Here is a 14,927-nt window from a genome sequence, read left to right as displayed (position 1 = left end):
ATTTTCGCCGTAGTTCACTACATTCATCAATAACGGTTACAGAGGCTGTTGACATGTCTGACACTGAATTCCGTCATGGCAAAAAACGTTTTTACGACAACGTAAAATTCCCACGCGGCTTTGCAAAGTCTGGCGATTTTACTCTTTCGGAAGAGGAAATCCTAACAATTTATGGGGATACTATGCTTGGCTTAGAGTCAGGCGAGTTAACACCTGAGAATAGCGAAGAGAAACACTTCGTCAAGGTGCTAGAAAACCCAGGCAAAGCGAAAACTAAAATCGAGCGCACTTGGTTAAAATACACCCAACTGGCTCGTGGTCGTAAGCGCTTCCATACGCTAAACGGTCGCAACAAACCAGATGCGGCTGACGACTATGCAGAAGAGAGTTTGGCTGAAGACGATTAATAAGAAATAACCAAACGTCAGATGTTCAACAAACGTTCATCATTCGGTGTGAGTGAACGCTTCTGACCCATTTCTTCTCCTAAAGCCCAAGGGCGCGTTCTCCCGAGGGCTTTTTTAATATCTGCGATTTTGGTGCATGGGAAATGTCGACCTATTTCGCCAGCATCGCAATCTTTTTCAAAAACGTTTCTTTTAAGTGCTCCTGCTCGTACTCTAGGTGATACGTGTTGTGGAAACCCACTTTCAGCTCCACACCGTTGCCTCTTAAAAAGACGTTGTAACCATCGTAATCCGAGAACGCCTCCACACCTTCATAGATCTTACCGAACTCCGTAGGCGAACCGTTGTTCATGACGTTTTCGTACGCTTGTAGCACTTTGCTTGGATCCAATTCGTTTTTCATAATGATATCCCTACCTGTTCACACGCTGTAATTATGGTTAAGGAATGATTTACCTGCCATGTACGAGGTTGAGTGAGATCAAAATATTTGAATTTTTTCCGCTACTTACCATCCAATAAATCCAGAACATCGACGCTTGATGTTTACTTTATAACTTAATTCAAGCCATAAATTTTACGCATCTATCAATGAACTCAAGTGACCAAAAAACGCTCACAAGTTAACAATTTAGCGTAAAGCAAACGTAAAACTGGTTGCAAAAGGCAACATTGGTTAAAGAAAAAGCAAATTTTTGACCTAAAACAATAGCAGTTCGCCATTACTTATTTTATAATGCGAATTAATGTTTCAGTACATCTTAAATTCCAATAACTAGGGGCACAAAATGAGACTTATCCCGTTAACTCGAGCAGCACAAGTAGGTAAGTGGGCAGCTGCGCACATCGCTAAGCGTATCAACGATTTCAAACCTACTGCTGAGCGTCCATTCGTTCTGGGTCTACCAACTGGTGGCACTCCTCTAGCAACTTACAAAGCACTGATCGAGCTTTACCAAGCTGGTGAAGTAAGTTTCAAACACGTTGTCACTTTCAACATGGATGAATACATCGGTATCCCTGCGGATCACCCAGAATCATACCGTTCATTCATGTACAACAACTTCTTCAACCACATTGATATTCAAGAAGAAAATATCAACCTGTTGAACGGCAACACTGACAACCACGAAGCAGAATGCAAACGCTACGAAGACAAAATCAAGTCTTACGGCAAAATCAACCTATTCATGGGCGGCGTAGGTAACGACGGTCACATCGCATTCAACGAGCCAGCGTCTTCTCTGTCTTCTCGCACTCGCATCAAGACACTAACTGAAGATACTCGTATCGCGAACTCTCGCTTCTTTGATGGCGACATCAACCAAGTTCCTAAATACGCACTGACTATCGGTGTAGGCACACTACTAGACGCAGAAGAAGTGATGATCCTAGTGACTGGTCACAACAAAGCACTTGCACTAGAAGCGGCTGTTGAAGGTTGTGTAAACCACCTATGGACAGTTTCTGCTCTTCAGCTGCACCCTAAAGCAGTGATCGTATGTGACGAGCCTTCACAACAAGAGCTTAAAGTGAAGACAGTTAAGTACTTCTCTGAGCTAGAAGCGGAAAACATCAAAGGCTTCTAATCCTTCGGGCAATGAGCCAAGATAACCGCTAAAAACACAAAACCCGTGAATCATCACGGGTTTTTTCGTTTCTGGGCATGACAAATACCATCACATCGCAAGCATCTTCATTCATTTGAGAAGAACCTCAGTACGCTTGGATGCCAAATTGGCGCAGACGTTTTGGCAATACTTCATCCAGCTTGTCTAGTTCACTTGGCTCTACTTCGATCAAATTGAAGTTGTGTTGCTGATACACCGCGCGAATGACTTCTCGCTCTTTTTCTGGCGTCTCTCCGCTATCACTTCCCCAAAACTGAAGGTACAGCTTGCCAGCAGGGAGATAAAAATCGCTCATCACTTCTTGTTCTATCGGGAGTTGTCGCTCGTAAGCATGGACAATACCAGCCAAATACAACCAGTTATCAATTAATAACTCCCCTTTTGAACGAACATAGTGCCCATCCAAAGTCCGATGTTTGGCTTCGAATTTTTGACGAAAACTGGAGTAGGATTTGTCGGTGGAGTGCGACTCCGCATCTTGCCCCAAAAACTCCACTACAGATTGCTTCAAGCGCTTGTTGCGCAAAACGACATCGTGCCAAACCACAAAGGTGTTTTGTGATTCTTTATCTGCACGCTGTTGACCACCTGCTCGAATGCCCGCTTCGGTGACTTGCCATCCGTCTTCTGATTTAGTTATCCAGCCTAGCTCACTCAACAATTGGTTGATTCGCTTGGCATTAAGGCGAAGTTTATCGCCAAGTTGTGTGGCACTCAGAGTTTTCCCAGAGGTAGGATTCAGCTCAATATGCAAGTTCGTAGGCCAGACAATAAACTGCCCAAACTTGGGGTGGTCAACATATTCACCGCCGAACTTAGCGCCCTCTTCCGTCAGGATCCATTTGTCCTCTTGGCGAGTGATGTAACCGGCGCGTTTGAGATCTGAAAACAGCAGCTTGGCGTCAATATTGCGCATTTTCGCTAATGCTGATGTCGATATTTTTTCTGACATGTGTGGAGCCTCCTGCTGCAGGGAAAATAACATCCTGTGAATGATATTAACGCATTGATTTCATTGCTTGAAGCAAGAATGAGAAAGATTCATACCAAGAAACAAAAAAGCCAGTCTTTTACGACTGGCTTTGGCTTTAAATGATCTTAAAATTGGCGTGGTTACGCCTTTCGCCGATTATTTGATAAAGGCGATGCAGCCTTGCAAAATCACTAAGTTAACGATGTCGATGAAAAATGCACCGACAATCGGCACCACCATAAACGCCTGTGGTGACGGGCCGAAACGGTTCACGATAGACCCCATGTTCATCACGGCTGTTGGTGTCGCCCCCAAACCAAAACCGCAGTGTCCACTAGAAATTACCGCCGCGTCGTAGTTGCTACCCATGACGCGGAATGTCACGTAGTAAGCGAACACCGCGAGAATTACCGACTGCACGGCAAGGATGATCAAGAACGGAATGGCTAGATCAAAAATGTTCCACAGTTTTAGGCTCATTAGCGCCATTGCTAGGAACAGCGACAATGAAACCGTACCGAGAATATCCACGGTTTCTAAGTCGACTTTGCGAACTTTCGTCACTTCCATGATGTTGGTGATCACCACACCAATAAACAACGCGTAGACAAAGTCTGGAATCATCAACCATTTGATGCCAAAGCTGCTCACCCAGTTTTCTAGATAACCCGCCCCTGTCACACACAACAAAATAATCGACAAGCTTTCGACCACTTTCTTTGCAGTAACTCGGTCTTCTTCGTGCTCGTTATAAGTCACGAGTTCAGGAAAACGTTGGTGACTTTGATTTGTACGGCCGTATTCCGATTCTAGGTTGTTTTTGTCTATCAAACGCTGTGCCACTGGGCTGCCGATGATGCCGCCAATCACCAAGCCAAACGTCGCAGATGCCATCGCAACCTCAAGTACGTTATGTAGCCCGTACATATCTTGGAAAGTCTGCGACCAAGCTGCGCCTGTTCCGTGACCACCAGAAAGCGTAATGGAACCCGCAATTAACCCCATTAGCGGATCTAAGCCCAATGCGGTCGCCAAAGACACACCAACGGCGTTTTGAATAAGAATGTACGCTGATGCCACCGCGAGAAAGATAAACACCTTCGCACCACCTTTGATCAGTTGGGTGTAGTTTGCCGCTAATCCAACGGTGGCAAAAAACATCAACATAAAGGTATTTTGCAGTGGTAAATCGAAGGATAAATCAACGCCATTAAAGTGCATTGCGGTAATCACACAGGCGATGACTAACCCACCAACAATCGGTTCTGGGATATTAAATTTTTTTAAAATTGGAAGTTTGGTGTTGATAAATTGCCCTAGGAACAACACACAAATAGCGACGAGAAACGACTCCTGTGGGCCGATTGAAATAACATAATTCATAAAACCTCTTTTTTCCTTTTTCTCATCTGCTGAGTAATGCTTCAACGAGAGATAGGTAACGAATCCAATCAGGTTGCCTATTGAGTCCTTATTTTTCTAGGGTGAATTCCACTCCAATTCTCACTAGATAAGAATGTTTTAATTTTAATATTCAATAAATTCTCACTCAGTGATAAACACAAGTTTTGTCGTAAGTTTCTCACGCTCTGAAGTACCTCTAATTGCGGATTCTCAACTTATGAGAAGTGGTTGTTTTTATATCAATTTGAAATAGAAAAAACGCATCCGATTGCGTGCAAATATTCGGTGCAACGTGTCGAAAACGGACGCCATAAACACGCTGTTGTGTGAGAGCAAAAAGATTAATTCTTTCTATTTCTCAAACTCAGTGTTATACATATATATAACACCAATTCAGCCATAGGATGTTTATCATGACGCATTGGCATGATCGCCAACCGATTTTTCGCCAGTTGGCTGATCAAATCACCCAACAAATATTGCAGGGCGTCTGGAAAGAAGGCGAGGCTTTACCCTCCGTCCGCAGCATCTCTGCCGATATGAAAATTAACCACCTTACCGTCATGAAAGGCTATCAGTTACTTGTTGATGAAGGACTGGTGGAGAAAAAACGTGGTCAAGGCATGTTTGTCGCACAAGGGGCAATTCAACAATTGCGCTCTGCGGAAAAGGCTCGCTTTCTTGAACAGCAAATTCCTCAAATAGCCGATACATTACAACGTCTGGACATGTCAGTTGATGAACTTGTCCAGCAACTTAACCCCCATATGAAAGGTGACCAATGAGCGCATTAGTCAGTGTAAAAAACGTCTCCAAGCAGTACCGTCAACAAGGAGAGGCGCTTCATGATGTGAGTTTTGACTTACATGCTGGTCAAGTGCTTGGTTTGCTCGGCCACAATGGCGCGGGTAAATCGACGCTTATTAACGCCCTACTCGGCGCCCACGACTACGAAGGGACTATTCGCATCAATGGCTTCGAGCCCATGATGCAGCGCGACAAGATCATGCAGAATTTGTCGTACATCTCGGATGTAAATGTTTTGCCAGATTGGATGACGGTCTCTCAGCTTCTGAGTTATACCGAAGGGGTTCACCCGGGTTTCAATCGCAGCAAAGCAGATGCGCTGCTCCGTCAAACCGACATCAAACCTCGTGCGAAAATCAGAGCCCTTTCGAAAGGGATGAAAGTGCAATTGCACCTTGCCATTGTTATCGCAACCAATACACAAATCCTGATTTTGGATGAACCAACTCTTGGTTTGGATTTGGTTTACCGCGACACCTTCTACCGTCATTTACTGGAATGGTTTCACGATGGTGAACGCGTTCTGATCATCACCAGCCATGAAGTTTCCGAGATCGAACATCTGTTAACCGATGTGTTGATTCTTAAACACGGTCGCCCGGTGCTGCAAACCTCAATGGACAGCATCAGTGAAGACTACTTTATTCTCGATGCCAATGACGAACACCGTGCGCAAATTGAAGCGATGCACCCACTCTCTTCACAAAAAGGATTGGGCACAACGAAATGGCTATTGTCTTCACAATACGCTGATCAAGTGGCGGGGCTTGGCGATGTGCATGGTGTGAAACTGGCGGATCTATTTTTAGCGTTACAAAAGGAGGCAGCATAATGCGCTCTGTCGTCGCAATGTTGCGTAAAGAGTGGTTAGAAAACCCACTAGTATTGCGCTTACCTTTGTTTATGTTGGCGTGTGGAGCGTTGCTTTTTATTAGTTTGATGAGTAACACCACATTGCAACACAACATGTTTTTCGAAATGAGCCTCGGTGGCGATGTGAGTGATATTCACAAAGAACTTGGGGATGACGTCAACATGCTGATCACAGGTGGCGCTGGTTTGCTGTCTATGTTGCTTGCCATTCAGTACTTCCCTAGAACGCTGCGTAAAGAGCGTGCCGAAGGCAGCATTATGTTTTGGCGCAGTATGCCAGTTAGCGATCTAAAAACGCACCTCGTGAAACTGACGTTTGGTTTGTTGGTGATCCCGCTGGTGTGTTCTGGCCTCGTTTTGGCGGCTGATTTTATGCTGTGGTTACTTAATATTTCGACCGACCAACAACTTGCTTTGCTCTATCGTCAAACTTCGCTTGGCTACGTGCTGCTGCACTGGGTGGAGTTCTTAGCAAGAATGGCACTCGCAGGCGTGTTGATGCTGCCACTAGCACTTTGCGCGATGGCAATTTCTCAAAAGGTAAACTCGCCGTTGGTGATTCTCTTCATCGCGATTTATGCGCTACGTTGGATGCCAATTGCGATGTTTGGTTACTACGGGTTGGATCAGTTCTTCTCGGCCGTGCTCTATTTGCCTCTGCATGCGATCATCGCCTCTAACCCATTCAGTGCGATTCCTGAAGCGGGTTGGGCCAACGTCGGCATCTACGCCTTTATTGGGATACTGGCGTGGACGGCAAGTTTGAAGTTCAGCCGTACCATTCAATAAACAACGACTCGAACAAAAATCGAGACATAAAAAAACGGTCACAACCTGCGTTGTGACCGTTTTTATTTTAACCCTTAGGGGCTCATCTATCCCATCGTCTAGCCAAGGAAAGAAATGTAACCTTGCAAGATGATTAAGTTGACGATGTCGATAAAGAACGCGCCAACAATTGGTACCACCATAAATGCCTGAGGCGAAGGACCAAAACGGTTAACGATAGAACCCATGTTCATCACCGCTGTTGGCGTCGCACCCAAACCAAAACCACAGTGACCACCCGAGATAACCGCCGCATCGTAGTTGCTGCCCATTACCTTAAAGGTCACGTAATAGGTGAAGATGGCCAAAATCACCGACTGAATCGCCAGAATCACTAAGAATGGGATCGCCAAATCAAAGATGTTCCACAGCTTCAAGCTCATGAGAGCCATCGCCAAGAACAGAGACAGCGACACCGTACCGAGCATATCGACGGTTTCAGCGTCCAGTTTACGAATCTTAGTCACCTCTAAGAAGTTCGTAATAATCACACCAATGAACAGCGCGTAAACGAAATCAGGAATCATCAACCAAGAAATTTCGTAGGTACTCACCCACTGTTCAACGTACTTCGCACCCGTCACACAAATCAGTAAGAAGAAGAGTTTTTCCACGACCTTTTTCGCCGTTACTTTGTCTTCTTCGTACTCGTTGTACGTCACCAGCTCTGGGAACTTCTCGTGGGTTTTGGCATCTCTACCACCACGACCGTACTCAGATTCGATACCATGTTTTTCCACTAGGCGTTGAGCCACTGGGCTACCAATGATACCGCCGATGATCAAACCAAAAGTGGCCGATGCCATCGCGATTTCCAGAACGTTATTTAATCCGTACACGTCTTGGAAAGTTTGTGACCACGCCGCCCCCGTGCCGTGACCACCAGACAGAGTAATCGAACCCGCGATTAACCCCATTAATGGGTCTAAACCCAATGCCGCCGCAAGTGACACGCCGACACCGTTTTGAATGATGATATAGAAAGACGCGACCGCTAAGAAGATAAAAACCTTCGCGCCTCCTTTCATCAACTGAGTGTAGTTTGCCGCTAAACCAACCGTGGCAAAGAACATCAGCATAAAGGTGTTTTGTAACGGTAAATCAAACTCTAAGTCGACACCGTTAAAATGAAGAGCAGTAATGATGCAGGCTACGATAAGGCCACCTACAATCGGCTCAGGTATATTGAACTTCTTTAAAATCGGTAACTTAGCATTAATAAAATGCCCCAAGAAAAGCACACTGATCGCAACCAAGAAGGATTCCAGTGCACCTACAGATATTAAATGATTCATATCGCCTCTTATTATTGTTCTCTTCATCCTCCGTAATGATTGAGTGTTAGTTTAACCTTCATTCAATAGCAAATTTTCTCGCTTTATTTCCGAAAATACTCATTAGATGGTGTCATGCGCCTTAGGCTAGTTTAAGGGCGCTTGTTAAGCATTGTGCCAATGGTTTGCTGTTTGCCGCCCTTAAATGTGAAAGGAGCCTTTACAGCTCCTTCAAATGCCCTTTGCCTCAACCAAAAACGCGTGGTCAATGCGCCGGGTATAATGTTGTGAGTAATTTCTAGTGACACTTTCTGAACCGCGCAATGGGCTCCCTTACTTAAACAGAATGCGTCGATTACTATCGAACAAAGTTCCTTCCCGCTGTAACCGTCAAAACGCCGAGATCGCGTTCAAACAATTGAGTTTGCTTGTTCCTATCGTAGTTTTTCAACTCTGACTCATGGTGATTTAAACGAATCGATGCCAAGGAAACGCACAAGCTGCAACAATAGTTTTCGTCACAACGGAGCGAGATTATAACATATCGCTGATAATTTTCCTCATTTCAGTGACATTCGCCATCTTTATAGTTACTTTCCGCAATGATTAACTGCTCAATATCATTTCCACAGATAAAAGAGCGAAGCGCGTTAAACTTAGCCTCATCCCAAGAATACATCTTAAGAGCCAATAACTTATCTATCGTCTCTGAGTCAAAACGAGTTTTGATCGGCTTAGCAGGAGCGCCCGCTACCACGGTGTACGGCGGCACGTTTTTCGTCACGACACTGTTTGCGGCAATCACCGCGCCCTCTCCAATCGTAACGCCTGGCATGATCATCGCGCGCATTCCAATCCAAACAGCATCTCCGATAATCGTGTCGCCCCTGCTTTGATAGGAACGTTCGACATCATCAAGAAACGGATACAAGCAGAACCAATCGGTTCGATGATTGTGGTTACCACCCATTAAAATCACCGCTTCGGCGGCGATACAAACGTAGTCACCAATATAGAGTTGGTCGACTTCCCAACTGGGTTGCCACTGCTTGCTGATTTCATCCCCCAGCAGATAACGAACGACAGATTGCTCAAAACCATTATCCCAGCAATCGCTGTAATAACTGTGAGTACCTTTAATATGGATGTTGGCGTTTTGCACCACTTGGTGCAGATACTGAACTTTAGACCAATGTTTAGTCATGGCATTTGCCTCTTCAATAGAGAGTAAAATTTTGCCACGGAACGATTTCTCGTGGCGCTGTTGCTGCGTTATCAGTCAACAACGCCTATTGGATTCGGGGTTGTAACAACAGTGGATTAGGCATAGTGATCTCCTTTAGGCGAACTATAAAACGAATTGGCGCAGAGTGACAAACGCCAATCCCGATTATTCATTCGCCAAAAACATGTATAATTTTCATGCAAGCCATTCAAATAACAAGAGCTCAACATGAAAATTCAATCGCTTCTCCCTGTGCTATTACTCTGCGCCGCTTCTGCCAACGCAGCGGACAATATTCGTATCGAGTACATGCCCGCAGAAACAACCCATGACAAACTTGCCGAGCAATCCATTCAAAGCAGCGATGTGAACCCGATTTTTGTTCGACTTTCTCAAGCCTACTTCCCTTTTCGTAAACCGCTCACCCTGATTTATGGCGGCGAAGATGGCCCTATGTACGATCCCGACACGCACACCATCCATATTCCTTATACGTTTTACTTGGAGTCGCTCAATTACTTCTCCAACAACCAATATGAAGATCGCTACGGAAAATCGCCAAAGACTGGTGCATTAGATACCTTATTACACACTTTGCTGCATGAAGCTGGGCATGCGTACATCGAGGATCAAAGCATCCCTGTGTTGGGGAAAGAAGAAGATGCCGTTGACAATTTCGCCACTATTTTACTGATCGACTATTTAGACGATGGCGCCGATATGGCCATCAGTGCCGCCGACATGTTTGCGTTTGAGTCCGATGACAGACCCGACTATTACGATTTCGGCGAGTACATTGACGAACACAGTTTTGACCTGCAGCGTTACTTCTCCACTTTGTGCTTGGTGTATGGCAGCGATCCTGAACAGTACAAATCGTTACTCGACGAAGTTGAAAAAGACTACCTTCGAGATCGCAAAGACTTCTGCCAATACAATTACGAAAACATTCGCACTAACTGGCAGCACTACCTGCAGCACAATGAACCCAAAGAAGCATCGCCACGTAAAAACAGCGAGAAACCATCAAGCAGCCCCAATGAAATGACGAATTGATATGACTAAACTGACTATTTTCTACGACGGCACTTGCCCACTGTGCGCCAAAGAGATGAAGGCATTACGCCAACACGATCATAAGCAAGAGATAAACACCGTTGATATTTACAGCGACGCTTTTTCGGCCTACCCGCAAATCGACCCTGATCGTGCCAACACCATTCTGCATGCCTTGGACAACCAAGGGAATTTACTCCTCGGGCTGGATGTGACCTACCGAGCTTGGCAGCTTGTTGGACGAGGTTGGTTGTATGCACCACTGCGCTGGCAACTCATCAGACCTGTTGCGGACTGGCTTTATCTGCGCTTCGCCCAAAATAGGTATCGCATCTCATATTGGTTAACGGGTACTTCTCGTTGTAATTCTGGCCGCTGCTCTCGGTAATTGTGATCACGCTTGAAAATGTTAATACGCTCGCGATAAATCGTGCATTTCCAGTACTTCTCTCCTACTAAGTCGGTTAATCTGCAATCACTACAAAAATAAATAGCTATATATTTATCCGGCAAATCGATTGAATTTTGCCTTTTCGTAACGCTGCGCCGAGAAGTAAGGAAGTCTCTATGAATCTAACCATAAGAAAGCGACTGTATATTCTTTCCATCATTCCAGTACTCACCATTGCACTAGGTATGATGTGGTTCACCTACCTGCAAACTAACGCTTATAACCAACAGCAAATTGATCAGACCCACACCACCATGATGGCGATGAAAAAAGCCGAGCTGAAAAACTATGTTCAGATGGCTCGCTCGGCGATTGAACCGCTACTCAAGAAAAATGCGACATTAGAAGAAGCTCTTCCCGTTTTACGAGAGCTGGAATTTGGTGAGACGGGCTACATCTTCGGTTACAACTCCAAAGGCGTCCGTGTTGTGGTCGGCAAGAACGACAAAGGCATCGGTGAAAACTTCTATAACCTGCAAGACAAGAAAGGTAATTACCTGATTCAAGATTTGCTGAAAAACGCCAAAACGGGTGAATTCACTACCTATTACTTCCCGAAACTAGGACAAACAGAGGCGCTACCGAAATTGAGCTACTCAATGTTCATTCCTGAGTGGGATTTAATGATCGGTACCGGCTTTTACACCGATGATATTGATGCCGTCATTGCAGAAATGGAAGCCTCAGCCCATGACGCGCTCAACACAACTCTAGTGGCCATCGCGCTGTTCTGTGTTTCTATCGCTGCCGTAGTTGCTATCTTCGCCGTGTTTGTGAATCGTAGCATCATGCGACCAATCGAACAGTTTGATGCCTCGATCCAATCCTTCGCGCAAGGCGATGCCGACCTTACGGCACGCATGCACGAGTCCAACGTACCTGAGTTCAAACAGTTAGCGCACAACTTCAATATCTTTGTTGAAAGCCTGCAGGGCATCATTAAGAGCGTGACTCAAGTTGGTGAAGAAGTCGTCGCAGAAACCAACAACATGTCGCAACGCGCCTCTCAAGTCGACGAACTCGCTGGCGGTCAACGTGAAGAAACCGAGCAAGTTGCCGCAGCGATGACGGAAATGACAGCCACCGCGCATGAGATTTCGAACAACGCTAACCAAGCAGCAGAATCAGCACGACACGCCGATGAAAACGCTCAACAAGCGAAACACATCGTCGATTCCGCTGCGAATTCTGTCGAAGAGCTGGCAAGCGAAGTTTCAGAGGCGAGCACTGTGATTGCCCGTTTAGAGAGCGACGTTCAAAACATCTCATCATCTTTAGAAGTGATTCAAGATATTGCCGAGCAAACTAATTTGCTTGCGCTAAACGCCGCGATTGAAGCTGCGCGAGCTGGCGATCAAGGGCGTGGATTCGCGGTAGTAGCAGATGAAGTCCGCAAGCTTGCAAGCCGCACTCAAGACAGTACGGGCGATATCCATAAAATGATTGAGCAACTAAAATCTGGCTCAGATGCCGCTGTACGTGCGATGGAATCAAGCCAAGCGCGCGGTGAAGCAACGGTAGAAGAGGCGCGCGCCGCCTCGGTTGCGTTGCAAGACATTCAAGCAGCGATTGCCAACATTATGGACATGAATACGCTGATCGCCACAGCAACCGAAGAACAGAGCCAAGTGGGACAAGAAATCTCTCAACGTGTTGAGGTCATTTCGCAGCAAAGTAGTCAATCGGCAAGCCTTGCCAACCAAAACCGCTCGGGAAGCCAAAACCTCAATCACAAAGCCAACGAGCTCTACGACTTGGTTGGTCGTTTCACGGTTTAATCCAACAGGCTAACCGACAAATAAAAACAGCGACGCCATGACGTCGCTGTTTTTGTTACGGCCTAGAAACGACTTCGCTATAATGCCGCCAACTTAGCACCCACAAGGGCAAATCGACATGATTATTATGACCACCAATTTCGGTGACATCGAAATTGAACTGAACTTGGAACGAGCGCCAGTAAGCTCAAAAAACTTCAAAAAATATTGTGAAGAGGGCTTCTACAACGGCACGATTTTCCACCGTGTTATCGACGGTTTTATGATTCAAGGTGGCGGTCACACTGAGGACATGACAGAAAAACCAACCCGCGCACCAATCGCAAACGAAGCGAACCGTGGCCTAAAAAATACCGTCGGCACAATTGCGATGGCACGTACCGACGCGCCGCACTCAGCAACTGCGCAGTTCTTCATTAACTTGGAAGACAATGATTTCTTAGATCACACCGCCACCACCAACTTGGGTTGGGGCTACGCGGTATTTGGAAAAGTGACAGCGGGCATGGATGTGGTTAATCGCATCGCGAAAGTGAAAACGACATCAAAGCAGGGTCACGATGATGTGCCATGCGAACCTATCATTATTGAAAAAGTGACGATCAGCGAATAGTCGCCTCTGTCCGCTCCAAGATAAGAAAAAGCGCCTAACCTCTTCTGAATTAGGCGCTTTTTTTGTGTTGATGATTAGTAGGAATTCTTGGATTAGATAGAATTATTGATAGAAAATCTCGGCTTTGGCACCGACCAAATCGAGTTCAGAACCATGAAAATTAGCTAGGTATTCCGCGACTAGGTTATACCCCACCCAATACCCCATGTACTTCGGCCAACGGCTTTCATCGCTTCCCAAAAAGTAAGCATCAAAGTTGTAATCCAAGCTCGTTAACTTATCTTTCATCTCTGTGTAAAACGGCCGCCAGTCGCGGTCTTTTATCAACTCAAACAAACTCGGAATGATGCCGCCGTTGACCTGACGTTCAAAATGGCAAGCCAAGCCTTCCATGATCAACACCTCTCCCAGAGTGAGCCCATTTTCTCCCGATCGCATCCGAAACAGATGATGCAATTCATGCGCGAGCACTGCAGCCAGTTCGTTTTCAATGACGGTTTTAATATCCGTGCGCTGAGTGTCTAGCAAGACTTCGACTCGATAGGGACTTAAGCAGTAACCACCAATGCCACTTTGCGGCGCGTCACCGTGACCAAATGGACTGATGGTGACATCAATATTGGTCAGCTCAAAATGATCAGCGAGTTGCAGACTCAGGCTATTCAGCTGTTCATACAAATAATCAGCAACAGGAGACAACGCTCCCGTCGCATTCAATAAAGTCACACGATAACTCATTTATCTTCCTTGATAATTTAGATGATGTGGGGCGAGTTTACAGTGTAAAGAGTGAGCAGCAACGGATTAGGGAAAAGTTACATGCCTTTAAACAAACTTTGAGAAGCGCGGCTCACTGGCAGCTTATTTTCACCAACATAAACAAACATTCTTCCTGCAAAGTCTTTGTTTACTTTACTGATTTTAGACACTTGCACCACGCTTGAGCGATGCACTTGCCAAAACTGCTCTGGGTTTAGCTGCCCAATCAACTCTTTGAGCGATGTGCGGATCAAATATTCTTGCACTTCCCCCTGCCCTTGCTGCGCATACACCGAAACGTATTTTTCTTCCGCTTTGAAATACAGCACATCAGACGTCGCGATGAGATGAATATCGTCACCTTGCGTGGCTTTAATCCACTGTAAGTATTGCGGTGTTTGAGGCGCAGACAACTGTTGCAGTTGTTCCAACAAACTATTCATCTGAACATGGCTGTTGTCGCTTCCTCGTTGGTTGAGTCGAGCTTTGACTCGTTCACAGGTCGTTTGCAAACGAGCATCGGAAATGGGTTTGAGCAGGTAATCTGCCGCGTTTTGCTCAAACGCTTTAATGGCATAGTCATCATAAGCAGTAACAAACACGATCAAAGGCGGGTTGGCCAAACGATTGAGTTTTTGCGCCAAACTCATGCCATCTAACACGGGCATACGAATATCGAGAAAGGCAATATCAGGTTGACTTTGCTCAATGGCGAGCAAGGCTTGTTCGCCATCAGCTACCTTGGCAACGATGTCCAACTCCGGCCACACTTCCGCGAGGCTTTTATCGAGATGATGCCGCAATAACGGCTCATCATCGGCGATAATGGCAGTAAACCCTGTATTCAT

General features: G+C 45.8%; 16 protein-coding genes. 9 read left to right on the top strand and 7 right to left on the bottom strand.

Translation table 11 applies throughout. The annotated features are described in order from the left end of the window. The first annotated feature begins 53 nt into the window (after nucleotides 1-53). Nucleotides 54-407, top strand: coding sequence for a DUF413 domain-containing protein (locus tag ACF8CV_RS10060; RefSeq protein WP_005464927.1), 354 nt, complete (start codon nucleotides 54-56; stop codon nucleotides 405-407). Between the two features lie 151 nt (nucleotides 408-558). Here ACF8CV_RS10060 and ACF8CV_RS10055 read toward each other — a convergent pair whose 3' ends face one another. Next, nucleotides 559-810: a DUF3081 domain-containing protein gene (locus ACF8CV_RS10055; protein ID WP_005464900.1), complete on the bottom strand. Its 252-nt coding sequence runs from the start codon at nucleotides 808-810 to the stop codon at nucleotides 559-561. 385 nt (nucleotides 811-1,195) lie between these two features. Here ACF8CV_RS10055 and nagB point away from each other — a divergent pair, with 385 nt between their 5' ends. Continuing rightward, a complete protein-coding gene (gene nagB / locus ACF8CV_RS10050; protein WP_005464933.1) occupies nucleotides 1,196-1,996 on the top strand; it encodes a glucosamine-6-phosphate deaminase in 801 nt (266 codons plus the stop codon). A gap of 127 nt (nucleotides 1,997-2,123) precedes the next feature. Here nagB and ACF8CV_RS10045 read toward each other — a convergent pair whose 3' ends face one another. Continuing rightward, nucleotides 2,124-2,990, bottom strand: a complete 867-nt coding sequence (locus tag ACF8CV_RS10045; RefSeq protein WP_129147270.1) for a glycerol kinase — start codon at nucleotides 2,988-2,990, stop codon at nucleotides 2,124-2,126. 177 nt (nucleotides 2,991-3,167) lie between these two features. Then, nucleotides 3,168-4,394, bottom strand: coding sequence for a sodium/glutamate symporter (gltS, locus tag ACF8CV_RS10040; protein ID WP_097371094.1), 1,227 nt, complete (start codon nucleotides 4,392-4,394; stop codon nucleotides 3,168-3,170). 434 nt (nucleotides 4,395-4,828) lie between these two features. On the opposite strand from gltS (ACF8CV_RS10040), the gene ACF8CV_RS10035 reads away from it, so the two are divergent. From ACF8CV_RS10035 to ACF8CV_RS10025, 3 genes are read left to right on the top strand one after another with little or no spacing between them, the layout of a single operon-like run. After that, nucleotides 4,829-5,200 (top strand): GntR family transcriptional regulator, encoded by a 372-nt coding sequence (locus ACF8CV_RS10035; protein ID WP_005464887.1) that lies wholly within the window; start codon nucleotides 4,829-4,831, stop codon nucleotides 5,198-5,200. Then, a complete protein-coding gene (locus ACF8CV_RS10030) occupies nucleotides 5,197-6,054 on the top strand; it encodes an ABC transporter ATP-binding protein (protein ID WP_025557603.1) in 858 nt (285 codons plus the stop codon). The genes ACF8CV_RS10035 and ACF8CV_RS10030 overlap by 4 nt, the downstream gene beginning before the upstream one ends. Then, the gene (locus ACF8CV_RS10025) at nucleotides 6,054-6,884 is read left to right on the top strand and encodes a hypothetical protein (protein ID WP_005497655.1); all 831 of its coding nucleotides are present in this window, start codon (nucleotides 6,054-6,056) and stop codon (nucleotides 6,882-6,884) included. Before ACF8CV_RS10030 ends, ACF8CV_RS10025 begins: the two co-directional genes overlap by 1 nt. Before the next feature lie 98 nt (nucleotides 6,885-6,982). Here the strand turns inward: ACF8CV_RS10025 and gltS (ACF8CV_RS10020) are convergent, their stop codons facing one another. Beyond that, on the bottom strand, nucleotides 6,983-8,218 hold the full coding sequence (gene gltS, locus ACF8CV_RS10020) for a sodium/glutamate symporter (RefSeq protein ID WP_005464899.1): 1,236 nt from the start codon (nucleotides 8,216-8,218) through the stop codon (nucleotides 6,983-6,985). Between the two features lie 544 nt (nucleotides 8,219-8,762). Continuing rightward, complete coding sequence (locus ACF8CV_RS10015) at nucleotides 8,763-9,401, bottom strand: CatB-related O-acetyltransferase (RefSeq protein ID WP_021484476.1); 639 nt, start codon at nucleotides 9,399-9,401, stop codon at nucleotides 8,763-8,765. 249 nt (nucleotides 9,402-9,650) lie between these two features. Here ACF8CV_RS10015 and ACF8CV_RS10010 point away from each other — a divergent pair, with 249 nt between their 5' ends. The 4 genes from ACF8CV_RS10010 to ACF8CV_RS09995 all read left to right on the top strand — a co-directional run bounded on the left by ACF8CV_RS10010 (nucleotide 9,651) and on the right by ACF8CV_RS09995 (nucleotide 13,320). Next, entirely contained in the window at nucleotides 9,651-10,478 is an 828-nt protein-coding gene (locus ACF8CV_RS10010) for a DUF4344 domain-containing metallopeptidase (RefSeq protein ID WP_138938158.1), read from the top strand. Nucleotide 10,479: 1 nt separating this feature from the next. Continuing rightward, entirely contained in the window at nucleotides 10,480-10,866 is a 387-nt protein-coding gene (locus ACF8CV_RS10005) for a thiol-disulfide oxidoreductase DCC family protein (protein WP_025442403.1), read from the top strand. Between the two features lie 179 nt (nucleotides 10,867-11,045). After that, entirely contained in the window at nucleotides 11,046-12,707 is a 1,662-nt protein-coding gene (locus ACF8CV_RS10000; protein WP_015312741.1) for a methyl-accepting chemotaxis protein, read from the top strand. A 118-nt stretch (nucleotides 12,708-12,825) separates the two neighbouring features. Beyond that, nucleotides 12,826-13,320, top strand: a complete 495-nt coding sequence (locus ACF8CV_RS09995) for a peptidylprolyl isomerase (RefSeq protein ID WP_005481711.1) — start codon at nucleotides 12,826-12,828, stop codon at nucleotides 13,318-13,320. A gap of 102 nt (nucleotides 13,321-13,422) precedes the next feature. Here ACF8CV_RS09995 and ACF8CV_RS09990 read toward each other — a convergent pair whose 3' ends face one another. Then, nucleotides 13,423-14,058 (bottom strand): DUF2268 domain-containing protein, encoded by a 636-nt coding sequence (locus ACF8CV_RS09990; protein WP_029841221.1) that lies wholly within the window; start codon nucleotides 14,056-14,058, stop codon nucleotides 13,423-13,425. A 77-nt stretch (nucleotides 14,059-14,135) separates the two neighbouring features. Beyond that, on the bottom strand, nucleotides 14,136-14,927 hold the full coding sequence (locus ACF8CV_RS09985) for a LytTR family DNA-binding domain-containing protein (protein ID WP_138938157.1): 792 nt from the start codon (nucleotides 14,925-14,927) through the stop codon (nucleotides 14,136-14,138).

Origin of the sequence: Vibrio sp. zbq_1, from assembly GCF_043102935.1 — a bacterium.
Lineage (GTDB): Bacteria > Pseudomonadota > Gammaproteobacteria > Enterobacterales > Vibrionaceae > Vibrio > Vibrio parahaemolyticus.
The sequence above is the reverse complement of the archived record's forward strand: the minus strand, read 5'-3'. Positions and strand labels throughout refer to the sequence as shown.

Excerpts from the sequence above, each read along its gene's own strand:
- ACF8CV_RS10060 (WP_005464927.1), top strand. The coding sequence starts at position 54 with ATGTCTGACACTGAATTCCGTCATGGCAAAAAACGTTTTTACGACAAC.
- ACF8CV_RS10055 (WP_005464900.1), bottom strand. The coding sequence starts at position 810 with ATGAAAAACGAATTGGATCCAAGCAAAGTGCTACAAGCGTACGAAAAC.
- nagB (WP_005464933.1), top strand. The coding sequence starts at position 1,196 with ATGAGACTTATCCCGTTAACTCGAGCAGCACAAGTAGGTAAGTGGGCA.
- ACF8CV_RS10045 (WP_129147270.1), bottom strand. The coding sequence starts at position 2,990 with ATGTCAGAAAAAATATCGACATCAGCATTAGCGAAAATGCGCAATATT.
- gltS (WP_097371094.1), bottom strand. The coding sequence starts at position 4,394 with ATGAATTATGTTATTTCAATCGGCCCACAGGAGTCGTTTCTCGTCGCT.
- ACF8CV_RS10035 (WP_005464887.1), top strand. The coding sequence starts at position 4,829 with ATGACGCATTGGCATGATCGCCAACCGATTTTTCGCCAGTTGGCTGAT.
- ACF8CV_RS10030 (WP_025557603.1), top strand. The coding sequence starts at position 5,197 with ATGAGCGCATTAGTCAGTGTAAAAAACGTCTCCAAGCAGTACCGTCAA.
- ACF8CV_RS10025 (WP_005497655.1), top strand. The coding sequence starts at position 6,054 with ATGCGCTCTGTCGTCGCAATGTTGCGTAAAGAGTGGTTAGAAAACCCA.
- gltS (WP_005464899.1), bottom strand. The coding sequence starts at position 8,218 with ATGAATCATTTAATATCTGTAGGTGCACTGGAATCCTTCTTGGTTGCG.
- ACF8CV_RS10015 (WP_021484476.1), bottom strand. The coding sequence starts at position 9,401 with ATGACTAAACATTGGTCTAAAGTTCAGTATCTGCACCAAGTGGTGCAA.
- ACF8CV_RS10010 (WP_138938158.1), top strand. The coding sequence starts at position 9,651 with ATGAAAATTCAATCGCTTCTCCCTGTGCTATTACTCTGCGCCGCTTCT.
- ACF8CV_RS10005 (WP_025442403.1), top strand. The coding sequence starts at position 10,480 with ATGACTAAACTGACTATTTTCTACGACGGCACTTGCCCACTGTGCGCC.
- ACF8CV_RS10000 (WP_015312741.1), top strand. The coding sequence starts at position 11,046 with ATGAATCTAACCATAAGAAAGCGACTGTATATTCTTTCCATCATTCCA.
- ACF8CV_RS09995 (WP_005481711.1), top strand. The coding sequence starts at position 12,826 with ATGATTATTATGACCACCAATTTCGGTGACATCGAAATTGAACTGAAC.
- ACF8CV_RS09990 (WP_029841221.1), bottom strand. The coding sequence starts at position 14,058 with ATGAGTTATCGTGTGACTTTATTGAATGCGACGGGAGCGTTGTCTCCT.
- ACF8CV_RS09985 (WP_138938157.1), bottom strand. The coding sequence starts at position 14,927 with ATGAATACAGGGTTTACTGCCATTATCGCCGATGATGAGCCGTTATTG.